The organism is Nonomuraea sp. MG754425 (assembly GCF_021699195.1).
Taxonomy (GTDB): domain Bacteria; phylum Actinomycetota; class Actinomycetes; order Streptosporangiales; family Streptosporangiaceae; genus Nonomuraea.
Genome location: NZ_SSXE01000481.1, coordinates 1 through 581 on the forward strand (window position 1 = coordinate 1; position 581 = coordinate 581).

Here is a 581-nt window from a genome sequence, read left to right on the forward strand (position 1 = left end):
TCGACCTGCTGCACCGCGCCCGCCGTGGCGACCTCTACGTCTACCCTCACTCCATGACCCGCCCGGGTGGTGGCATCCAGAGCAGCGATCTCGTGGCGCTCTCCGAGCGTGGCCTCACCCTGCTGGGGCCGCGCAGCGGTAAGGGCCGCCAGGTACAGCTCACCAGGCGTGGCCACGCGCTGGTCATGAGCTTGGCCACCGCGCGCTCCGGCACTGAAGGAGCCTGATCAATGATGGCCGCCATACGAGACAAGATGACGATGACCCATGAGGCGTTCCTGGAGCGCCTGCGCCGGATGGCACAGCATCGCCACGAACGCTGGGACACGGTGCCCGGCTTGTACGGTCCTGAGCCAGGCTGGGTGCTGGACGAAGCTGAACAGATGCTCGCCTACGTGAACGAGCTCGGGAGCCAGAACGGGCTACCGGCCGCCACGGTGCAGGAGGTGCTGCGCATCGAATCATCAGCCGCCGGCCACTGCGACTACCTCGACAAATACGCGCTCCGCTGCGCCTTCCTCGCGTTGGGCATGTGACCGGCTCGACGCAAGAACGCCATGGTGGTTGGCCGGCACGGCGCG

The 581-nt window shown here is 67.3% G+C and carries 2 protein-coding genes; both read left to right on the forward strand.

What is annotated here, in order from left to right; all coding sequences use genetic code 11:
* The coding region (locus FAF44_RS53575) for a hypothetical protein (protein WP_237111178.1) at nucleotides 1-227 on the forward strand (227 nt) is incomplete at its 5' end.
* Between the two features lie 3 nt (nucleotides 228-230).
* Complete coding sequence (locus FAF44_RS53580; RefSeq protein WP_237111179.1) at nucleotides 231-536, forward strand: hypothetical protein; 306 nt, start codon at nucleotides 231-233, stop codon at nucleotides 534-536.
* Nucleotides 537-581: the final 45 nt, after the last annotated feature.

Coding starts and splice junctions, on each gene's coding strand:
- FAF44_RS53580 (WP_237111179.1), top strand. CDS start 231: ATGATGGCCGCCATACGAGACAAGATGACGATGACCCATGAGGCGTTC.